Source organism: Ghiorsea bivora (assembly GCF_000744415.1).
Taxonomy (GTDB): domain Bacteria; phylum Pseudomonadota; class Zetaproteobacteria; order Mariprofundales; family Mariprofundaceae; genus Ghiorsea; species Ghiorsea bivora.
Genome location: NZ_JQLW01000011.1, coordinates 128,123 through 137,403 on the forward strand (window position 1 = coordinate 128,123; position 9,281 = coordinate 137,403).

At 41.7% G+C, this 9,281-nt stretch carries 10 protein-coding genes; 6 read left to right on the forward strand and 4 right to left on the reverse strand.

The features are described from left to right. Positions 1-5 precede the first annotated feature (5 nt). Complete coding sequence (locus DM09_RS09915; protein ID WP_038250562.1) at positions 6-917, reverse strand: LysR family transcriptional regulator; 912 nt, start codon at positions 915-917, stop codon at positions 6-8. 133 nt (positions 918-1,050) lie between these two features. Here DM09_RS09915 and DM09_RS09920 point away from each other — a divergent pair, with 133 nt between their 5' ends. The 5 genes from DM09_RS09920 (at position 1,051) to DM09_RS09940 (ending at position 6,761) form a co-directional block, all read left to right on the forward strand. Then, on the forward strand, positions 1,051-2,454 hold the full coding sequence (locus DM09_RS09920; protein WP_038250565.1) for a ribulose-bisphosphate carboxylase: 1,404 nt from the start codon (positions 1,051-1,053) through the stop codon (positions 2,452-2,454). A 187-nt stretch (positions 2,455-2,641) separates the two neighbouring features. Next, positions 2,642-3,445: a CbbQ/NirQ/NorQ/GpvN family protein gene (locus DM09_RS09925; RefSeq protein ID WP_038250568.1), complete on the forward strand. Its 804-nt coding sequence runs from the start codon at positions 2,642-2,644 to the stop codon at positions 3,443-3,445. A gap of 11 nt (positions 3,446-3,456) precedes the next feature. Continuing rightward, the gene (locus DM09_RS09930) at positions 3,457-5,733 is read left to right on the forward strand and encodes a nitric oxide reductase activation protein NorD (protein WP_038250570.1); all 2,277 of its coding nucleotides are present in this window, start codon (positions 3,457-3,459) and stop codon (positions 5,731-5,733) included. 3 nt (positions 5,734-5,736) lie between these two features. Beyond that, positions 5,737-6,339, forward strand: coding sequence for a class I SAM-dependent methyltransferase (locus DM09_RS09935; protein ID WP_038250572.1), 603 nt, complete (start codon positions 5,737-5,739; stop codon positions 6,337-6,339). A 26-nt stretch (positions 6,340-6,365) separates the two neighbouring features. Next, positions 6,366-6,761 carry an ankyrin repeat domain-containing protein gene (locus DM09_RS09940; protein ID WP_038250574.1) on the forward strand — a complete coding sequence of 132 codons (396 nt, stop codon included), beginning with the start codon at positions 6,366-6,368 and terminating at the stop codon, positions 6,759-6,761. Positions 6,762-6,780: 19 nt separating this feature from the next. On the opposite strand, the gene ung is transcribed toward DM09_RS09940, so the two are convergent. Continuing rightward, positions 6,781-7,482 (reverse strand): uracil-DNA glycosylase, encoded by a 702-nt coding sequence (ung, locus tag DM09_RS09945; RefSeq protein WP_038250576.1) that lies wholly within the window; start codon positions 7,480-7,482, stop codon positions 6,781-6,783. A 56-nt stretch (positions 7,483-7,538) separates the two neighbouring features. Further along, complete coding sequence (locus DM09_RS09950; protein WP_038250579.1) at positions 7,539-8,378, reverse strand: DMT family transporter; 840 nt, start codon at positions 8,376-8,378, stop codon at positions 7,539-7,541. A gap of 150 nt (positions 8,379-8,528) precedes the next feature. Between DM09_RS09950 and DM09_RS09955 the strand changes: the two genes are divergently transcribed. Continuing rightward, complete coding sequence (locus DM09_RS09955; protein WP_099098510.1) at positions 8,529-8,819, forward strand: hypothetical protein; 291 nt, start codon at positions 8,529-8,531, stop codon at positions 8,817-8,819. A 175-nt stretch (positions 8,820-8,994) separates the two neighbouring features. Here DM09_RS09955 and DM09_RS09960 read toward each other — a convergent pair. After that, a partial coding sequence (locus DM09_RS09960; protein WP_198401669.1) for a transposase occupies positions 8,995-9,281 on the reverse strand: 287 nt, incomplete at its 5' end.

Sequence of the window (9,281 nt, forward strand, 5' to 3'; positions counted from 1 at the left end):
TTTCCTCAATAATCTGGAATATTCAGCAACGATTCAGCCTGCTCTAACACAAAGCTTTTAAAGGCTTCAGGGATGGCAGCAAAACGTTTGCCTTCTCGGTATACAATGTGCCATTGTCGACGAATAGGGAAATCTTCGACCTCAAGCACAACCAACCGTTTGAGTGTTAACTCCATTTCAATAGTGTGCAATGACACAATACCCAAGCCAAGCTCTGCCATTACAGCTTGTTTAATTGCTTCAGAACGATTCATCTCCATACCCGCAGTCAGTTCCAAGCCATGTTGTTCAAAGAAACGTTCAACCGCGATACGTGTTCCAGATGCTGATTCACGAACAATAAACGGTTCACCAGCCAAATCTTGTAATAAAATGGGTTGTTGATGCACCAGGGGGTGTGAAGGTGCGGCAATCACCACCAAAGGGTTATCCATAAAAGGAATACCTTTAAGATGATGCCCAGATGGTGGTTTACCCATGATTGCCATGTCTGTGTGATTATTTTCAACAGCATCAACCAAACCAGATCGGTTGGTCACATCCAATGTGATTTCTGCCCTAGGATGTTTATGCTTAAATGCTGCAATAATTTGCGGCGCAAAATAGTTGGCTGTTGAAGCCATGGTCAAATGCAACTTACCACGCTCCACGCCTTTGAGCTCATCAAGCATTAATTTGGCTTCATTCACTTGTTGTGCAATAGACTCAGCATAATGAAGCAGTTCTTGCCCTGCTTCAGTTAAAGCCACTCGTTTACCAACACGTTCAAACAGCGGCATGCCAACAAATTCTTCTAGCTGCTTCACCTGCATGGAAATGGCAGGCTGCGTTAAAAACAATACCTTCGCTGCAATCGTATAACTTTGATGTTCAGCTACCGTTGCAAATATCTTCAGTTGTTTAAATGTGAATGCCATGGCAGAATACTATAAGAAAAACTTATGCTTGTCATTATGAGCTTTGATTGTACATGATACCTACCCTGTGTACAATTCGCCATGTCGGAGGTAGCATTTCTCCGAAGTATTTAAATTTTTGGAGGATTCCTCAATGGATCAATCGAATCGTTACGCTGACTTAAGCCTTAAAGAAGAAGACTTAATCGCAGGCGGTAAGCATCTTCTTACTGCATATAAATTAAAAACAGCACCAGGTTATGGTTTCTTGGAAGTCGCAGCGCACATTGCAGCTGAATCTTCTACAGGTACTAACGTTGAAGTTTCAACAACTGATGATTTCACACGTGGTGTGGATTGCATGGTTTATGAAATCGACGAAACTGCATTTGAAGATGGTTTTGGTCTTTTCAAAGCGGCATACCCAATTGAATTGTTCGACATCAATATCACTGATGGTCAATACATGGTTTCACAAATGCATTCATTGATTCTTGGTAACAACCAAGGCATGGGTGACCACGTTGGTCTTCGTTTAATGGACTTCATGGTTCCTGAAGCTATGTTGAAAAAATTCGATGGTCCTAACGTAGGCATTAAAGATCTATGGAAAATTTTAGGTCGCCCTGAAGTAGATGGCGGTTATATCGCTGGTACAATCATCAAACCTAAATTGGGCCTTCGCCCTGAGCCATTCGCAAAAGCTGCATACCAATTCTGGTTGGGTGGCGATTTCATTAAAAATGATGAACCTCAAGGCAACCAAACTTTCTGCCCAATGAAAGAAGTGATTCCTAAAGTTGTAGACGCAATGGATCGTGCTCAACAAGAAACTGGCGAAGCTAAACTTTTCTCTGCAAACATCACTGCTGATTGCTACAAAGAAATGATTGCTCGTGGTAATTACATTCTTGACGAATTCGACAAAATCGGCGCTCGTGATCATGTAGCATTCTTGGTAGATGGTTTCGTAACTGGTGTTCACGGTGTGACCACTTGTCGCCGCGAATTCCCTGATACGTTCTTACATTATCACCGTGCAGGCCACGGCGCAGTAACTTCTTATAAATCACCAATGGGTATGGATCCATTGTGCTTCATGAAACTTTCTCGTTTGATGGGTGCTTCTGGTATTCACACAGGCACCATGGGTTATGGTAAAATGGAAGGTCATGGCGACGAACGTGTTCTAGCATATATGCTTGAGCGTGATGAGTGCATGGGTCATTACTTCAACCAAAAATGGCATGGCATGAAACCAACAGTTGCCATTATCTCTGGTGGTATGAATGCACTACGTCTTCCAGGTTTCTTCGAAAACTTGGGTCATGGTAACGTGATTAACACTTGTGGTGGTGGCGCTTATGGTCATATCGACAGCCCAGCTGCTGGTGCGAAATCTTTGAGCCAAGCATACGATTGCTGGAAATCTGGTACTGATCCAATTGAATACGCGAAAACACACAATGAGTTTGCTCGCGCATTCGATTCATTCCCAGGCGATGCTGATGCAGTATACGGCGAAGACTGGCGTGAAAAAATCGGTTCACACAAATAAACCGAGACTTTCTAAGTCACATATTAGAGAGGCATCCGCGCAAGCGGGTGCCTTTTTTATGCCTACTGCAATAAATATCAGAAAAACTGATGGTTTTCATAAGAAATATAAGCATGTTTTTTTCTCATTCAGGACTATACTTACGCTTTACCAATGATGGACTACAAGTTTAGGAGAAACCTTTGCCATGAGCGACACGACACAATATACAATTAAAGAAAAACCATTCTACCAAGCACAAGGTGATGAAGTAGAACTTTACGAAGCAGCTTATGCAGCACGCCTGCCCGTGATGGTTAAAGGCCCAACGGGTTGTGGTAAATCACGCTTTATTGAATACATGGCTTGGAAGCTTGGTAAACCATTGATTACCGTAGCCTGTAATGAAGATATGACCGCATCGGATTTGGTGGGTCGTTACTTGCTTGATGCCAATGGTACCCGCTGGTTGGATGGCCCTTTAACGGTTGCAGCCAGAATTGGTGCGATTTGTTATTTGGATGAAATCGTTGAAGCGCGTCAAGATACTACCGTTGTGATTCACCCATTAACGGATCATCGTCGCACTTTGCCTTTGGATAAAAAAGGTGAGTTGCTTGAAGCCCATGAAGATTTCCAATTGGTGATTTCATACAACCCTGGCTACCAATCATTGATGAAAGATTTAAAACAATCGACTAAACAACGTTTCACAGGTTTTGAGTTTGATTACCCTTCAGAGGCCACTGAAACTTCGATTGTTGAAAAAGAAACGGGCATTGACCATGCATTGGCAACCAAGCTTGTTAAAATTGGTACTGCTGCACGTAACCTTAAAGGTCATGGTTTAGATGAAGGTATTTCAACCCGTTTGTTAACCTATGCTGCGACACTCATTAAAGGTGGTATTGAGCCTAAAGCTGCATGTCGCATGGCATTGGTTCGCCCGATTACAGATGATGCGGATATCCGTGTTACTTTGGATCATGCTATTGATACCATCTTCGCATAAGTTTAATACTCATGACTGAAGTTGTAGAAACAGAAGAACGCTCTGCTGAAGATTTAGCATATTGGGAAGCATTAAATTGCCGCTTCCCTGATGCTGACAGGGTCTTCAATGAGTGCATTAAAGAAGCCAAGGCATTATTAACGCCTGCAGGTGTAGATGCCTATATTGAGCATGCACGCTTTATTGGAAAAATGGGGCGTGGTGTTGAGCCATTGCTTATCTTCCTCGAAGAAGCACCTACCGTTGCATCCATTGTTGGTGAAAAAATATTGCCTGAAATCAAAGATTTCTGCTTATTTTTATCCACCAATACCAATTTCAAATCCATTGTACCTTTCTTACAAACTTTAGGGTCAGTGACGAAAAGGTTACATAGCTACGAACAACTGCATGCTTATTTTGATATATTGAAAGATATGTTGGAACAAACAACAGGTTCAGTGCACGGGCATCATAAAACATTCCCAAGCCCTGGTTTACCTTTATTGCTTGAACAATCCCCACGTTTACTTCGTGCTTTAAGCTTAGAAGGCTATAAAAACTGGATTGATTATGGTGTAAAATATTACAACAAACATCCAGAGCGCCAAAAAGATTATTTCAGCTTACAGTCCCCCGATGCTATTGCAGTGATGCAACGCGAACGCCATGGTACCTTGATGGTAGACCATGAGCGTCAACTGGATTTGTATTTACGCGGTTTGTGGGAAGATAGCGATTATTTAGTCCCCTACTCATCAGCTTTTGATGAATTGCGTAAACCTATGCCTTATTATGACAAATTGGGCATCCGTTTGCCTGATGTTTATGATGATAAAGATGGCGTTTCCGGCATAGACCGCTACCGCGCAACCTTGGCACACATGGCTGCACACCGCCGTTGGAGCAGCCAAATGATTGTGGACAACTGGAGCCCATTCCAGCGTGTTGCTGTGGAAGCATTTGAAGACTCTCGTGTTGAATACTTGGCGATGAAAGAGTACCCAGGTTTACGCAAGTTATTCTTAGCCTTGCATCCTATCCCTAATGAGGATGACTTAGAAATCGAAGGTGAATCCATGGTTCGCCTAAGATTAGCCTTGCTTTCTCGCGCTATTCTTGACCCTGATTTTGAAGTGAAACACGATGATATTCGTGAATCCGTCAAACGTTTCTTTATTGAAATGGAAAAAGACGGTATTTCGAGCAGTGATAATATGGCAAGCCTTGCCCTAAGCTTCACTGCGCGCACACGCAGGCAAACCGATTTATCACCCAAAATTTACTTTAAAAATACTGAAGTGGATTATCGCGATGATAATCGTCACTTGTGGATTTATATCGAACAAGGTGATGATGAAGACACCCAGTTTGAACATCTTGAAGAACAAAAACAACAAGATGAAGTCGATTCATTACCACCCCGCCATTACCATGAGTGGGACTACAATTCACAACACTATCGCCCAGATTGGGTGAGTGTGTATGAGGCGATTCATCCCAGTGGTGATGCCAATGTGATTGATAAAATCCTTGAGAAACACAGTGCGCTTGCCAAACGCCTTAAAGCCATCTTGGATGCTTTAAAACCTCAGCAAAAAGTGCGTATTCGTTATCAAGAAGAAGGTTCTGAGCTTGATTTGGATGTGGCAATTCGTTCGTTGATTGACCTTAAAAGTGGTTCACAACCCGATATGCGTATCAATATGAGCCATAAAAATGATGGGCGTGATATTGCTGTGATGTTGGTTTTGGATTTGTCTCAATCGCTTAATGAAAAAGCTTTGGGCAGCCAGCAAACCATTCTTGAGCTTTCGCAAGAAGCCATCACTTTATTGGCATGGACGATTGAGCAACTGGGCGACAAATTTGCCATTGGTGGCTTTAATTCCAATACCCGCCACGATGTTAGATATTCTCACATCAAGGGTTTTGGTGAACATTTCGACACTGAAGTAAAGCGTCGCTTAGCCGCGATGGAAGCCAAATATTCAACGCGTATGGGTGCAGCGATGCGTCATGCTGGGCATTATTTGGAAGGGCAAAAAGCAGATAAAAAACTGATGCTTGTGCTTACTGATGGTGAACCTGCAGATATTGATGTTGATGATGATCAACTTTTGATTCATGATACACATAAAGCAGTGAAAGAATTAGCTGCTGATGGTATTTACAGCTATTGCATCAACCTAGACCCCAAAGCAGATGAATATGTGCAAGATATTTTTGGTAAAAACTACACAGTGATTGATAATGTGGACAAATTACCTGAAAAATTACCACAAATATTCATGGCTTTGACCAAATAAACCATGGATGCACGGCAACGCCAGCGCATTATTGATAAACATAGCGATAGTTTTACCCGCTATGGTTATCACCCCAATGCATTGTACTGGAGTGGCCGTGACATCCAAGAGTTACGTTTTAAAGTCTTAGCCGATATTGGTATACAAACGCATGATACAGTACTGGATGTAGGTTGTGGTTTTGGTGATTTTTATGCATGGAGCACAGCAAAACAATGCCCTCTTGAATATACAGGCATTGATTTATCCCCTGATTTATTAACACATGCCAAGAAACAACACCCGAAAGCCACATTTTTCACAGGTGATTTGTTTGATTTGGAAACAACCCATCCATTTGATTGGGTGGTATTGTCTGGTGCTTTAAATGAGCAATTACACGATGATTCAGCCTATGCCTACCGCATCATTCGCCGCATGTACCAGCTATGCCGAAAGGGTGTTGCCTTTAATATGCTAGATGCCAGACACATCAAAGCCCACGACTTGCATAGCCAACACCCCGAAACCATGGTGGAATTTTGTCAAACACTAAGTAAAGATGTCACTTTATATGATACATATTTAGACAATGATTTTACCATACACATGCGAAAGGACACATAATTGATGTGTACATTGAGGATAGGTCAATGAAACAACAGTGGTTTGATGCGGCAAAATCAGGTGATATGCAACGCTTAAAACAAATCCTTGCTGATGGTTACGACATCAACAGCGTGGATGAAAAACACAATACTGCACTGCATCATGCCACCAAACATCAACAGTATGAAACCATGCGCTTTCTGATTGAGAAGGGTGCAAATCTTCAAATACAAAATAATTGGCTATCTACCCCCCTTCACCTTTGCGAAAAGGATATCGATGCTATTCGTATTTTATTAGAAGCAGGTGCCGACCCCAATATTTTAGATAAAGACTATGATTACCCGTATTATTTTGCCTTTTATGGTTCTATGAGCAAAGAATTAAGCGATTTGTACATTAAACATGGTGCAAAACTTATCTACAAAAAAGATATGTAGCCTTATCGCTATTTCTTAATCAAAACAAAGTAGTTTGCCCATAAACTGGCAGTGACCAATCAATAGCTGATTGCCCATATTTTTCTAAATAAGCATTGGTTTGTGAAAAATAATGTTGTTTAAAAAAACCTCGATGTGCCGATAAAGGTGATGGGTGCAAACCGCGAAGCACCAAATGTTTAGATGCATCAATACATGCACCCTTCTTTTGGGCATAAGCACCCCACAAAATAAAAACCACATGTTCTTTTTCATCATTCAGCAATGCAATAACTTCATCCGTAAACAATTCCCAACCCTTATTTTGGTGAGACCCTGCTTTGCCTTGCTCAACAGTAAGTACGCTATTCAGCAATAACACCCCTTGTTTTGCCCATGATTCAAGACAACCATGATGCGGTATGTTTATGCCCAAGTCATACTGAAGTTCTTTATATATATTTTTTAGCGATGGTGGCACAGCCACACCAACAGGCACTGAGAAACTCAAACCATGCGCCTGCCCCTCACCGTGGTATGGGTCTTGACCTAAAATAACCACCTTCACTTGCGCAAAAGGTGTTGTATGCAATGCCTGAAATATATGCTCAGGTTTAGGGTATATCACCTTGCCTGCAGCATATTCATGCTGCAAAAAAGCATTGAGTTTTTGCATATACGGTGCACCCAAAGTCTTTTGTAAACGAATATGCCAAGCAGGTGGTTGTAAGCTATGTTTCATAACCAATATTGAACCATGCTATTCACAGTTCGTCCACTCCAAACCCTTTGATGTGCTTAAACGCTATGCCGTTGAAATATCACCAATAAAATACCACAAAGGATAATCGCACCTGACAGCAGCAAACGCATCGTTATCACTTCATCTAAAAACAATAAACCACCCACTGCTGCCAAGACTGGCACAAACAATTGCACCACAGCAGCATGAATTGTTTCTAATTTTTCCAATGCCATATACCAAATGGTATAACCCACACCGGAAGCAATTGCCCCAGACAATACGGCATACCACACACCCTGCATATTCAAGTGGGTGTATTCAAATGAGAACAACATCAACAATACAACCAAAGGAAGGCAACGTATGAAATTACTTGCGGTATCCGCCAAAGGTTGTGTCGAGCCTTTGCCCAGCAAGGTATAAAAACCCCATGCCACCCCTGATATACTCATCAATAACAAACCATACCATGATGGTGTCGATGCACTGGGCAACATCAAATAAACAAAACCTATAAGTGCCAAACATAAACCCACCCACTCCAGCAAACTTAATCGCCCACCCAAAAACACAACCGAAAGGATTAAAGTCACTTGACCTGCTGCAAATAAAATCAAGGCACCTGTGGCAATATCCAAAGCGATGTAAGCATAAGAAAATGTGATTGCATAAACAAAAAGAAGACCCGCAGCCAACCAACTGCCTGATGCCTGCAAACCCTGTTGTTGCTTACGAAAGGAAAAAATAAAGCCAAGCATCACTGCACCCGATATAAGCCTGAATGCCGTAAAACTCCCAGCATCCATCAACCCATCATAAAGCGCCAAGCGGCATAAAATGGAGTTTGCAGCAAAAGCAATCAATGCAAGCAAGGTCAAAAATAAAATGTACATGCTTTACCTTCCTCAAATAACCAACTATAGTCATAAGGTCGTTATACTGCGTAAAAGGTTACACACTTTGTGATACACAACACCGTTTGACCCCGTGTATGATGACATCATAGCTCACTCTAAAATAAAGGGTAAGCGGAGGGTAAAAGTATGATTTCAATAAAAAATATTGCACTAGCAACAGCCTGTACAAGTGTGCTTCTAGCCACACCAGCATTGGCAAATGAAACTTATGTATGCACGCATGGTAACCAAGAGCGTCAAATTAGCGTGGTTTATGCCAATGAGGGACAAGCTGTTCCTTGCGAAGTCACCTATACAAAGCTATCGGGTACCGAAAGCTTGTGGCAAGCACAAAACCAAGAAGGTTATTGTGAAGAAAAAGCCACTGCATTTGTTGAAAAACAACGCGCATGGGGCTGGGACTGCGCTAAAAAATAGAGCCTGAGAGTATAAACAGTTTTGTGTATCTGCCATTTAATGATTTAGACAAAGTCGGTTAGCCGATCTTCGGAGACTGTAAATTATCAAAGGCTGCTTATTCACTTTTGAATAGCAGCCTTTTTTATAGCTATCATTTTTAGACCCTGTAAATCCTTCTGTGTAAATTCATTACCTAAAACTTCTCAGGCATCCTATCTGGAAACTCAATCATGAACCTATTAAGCGCAGCTTTCCAGTGATGAATTGGCATAGTCCATTTTTTGGATGCTGATTCAATGGCTAGATACACGACCTTCATGGCTGAATTATCAGTTGGGAACACCTTACGATTTTTGATTGCTTTGCGTACCACGCTATTGAGTGATTCAATGGCGTTGGTCGTGTAAATAGCCTTCCTAATATCATCAGGGTAATCAAATAAAGTGATTAGGTTTTCCCAATGTCTGCGCCACATTTGAC

Bases quoted from the DNA above. Each gene is read 5' to 3' on its own strand.
- DM09_RS09925 (WP_038250568.1), top strand. From the start codon at position 2,642: ATGAGCGACACGACACAATATACAATTAAAGAAAAACCATTCTACCAA.
- DM09_RS09920 (WP_038250565.1), top strand. From the start codon at position 1,051: ATGGATCAATCGAATCGTTACGCTGACTTAAGCCTTAAAGAAGAAGAC.
- DM09_RS09955 (WP_099098510.1), top strand. From the start codon at position 8,529: ATGATTTCAATAAAAAATATTGCACTAGCAACAGCCTGTACAAGTGTG.
- DM09_RS09935 (WP_038250572.1), top strand. From the start codon at position 5,737: ATGGATGCACGGCAACGCCAGCGCATTATTGATAAACATAGCGATAGT.
- DM09_RS09915 (WP_038250562.1), bottom strand. From the start codon at position 917: ATGGCATTCACATTTAAACAACTGAAGATATTTGCAACGGTAGCTGAA.
- ung (WP_038250576.1), bottom strand. From the start codon at position 7,482: ATGAAACATAGCTTACAACCACCTGCTTGGCATATTCGTTTACAAAAG.
- DM09_RS09950 (WP_038250579.1), bottom strand. From the start codon at position 8,378: ATGTACATTTTATTTTTGACCTTGCTTGCATTGATTGCTTTTGCTGCA.
- DM09_RS09940 (WP_038250574.1), top strand. From the start codon at position 6,366: ATGAAACAACAGTGGTTTGATGCGGCAAAATCAGGTGATATGCAACGC.
- DM09_RS09930 (WP_038250570.1), top strand. From the start codon at position 3,457: ATGACTGAAGTTGTAGAAACAGAAGAACGCTCTGCTGAAGATTTAGCA.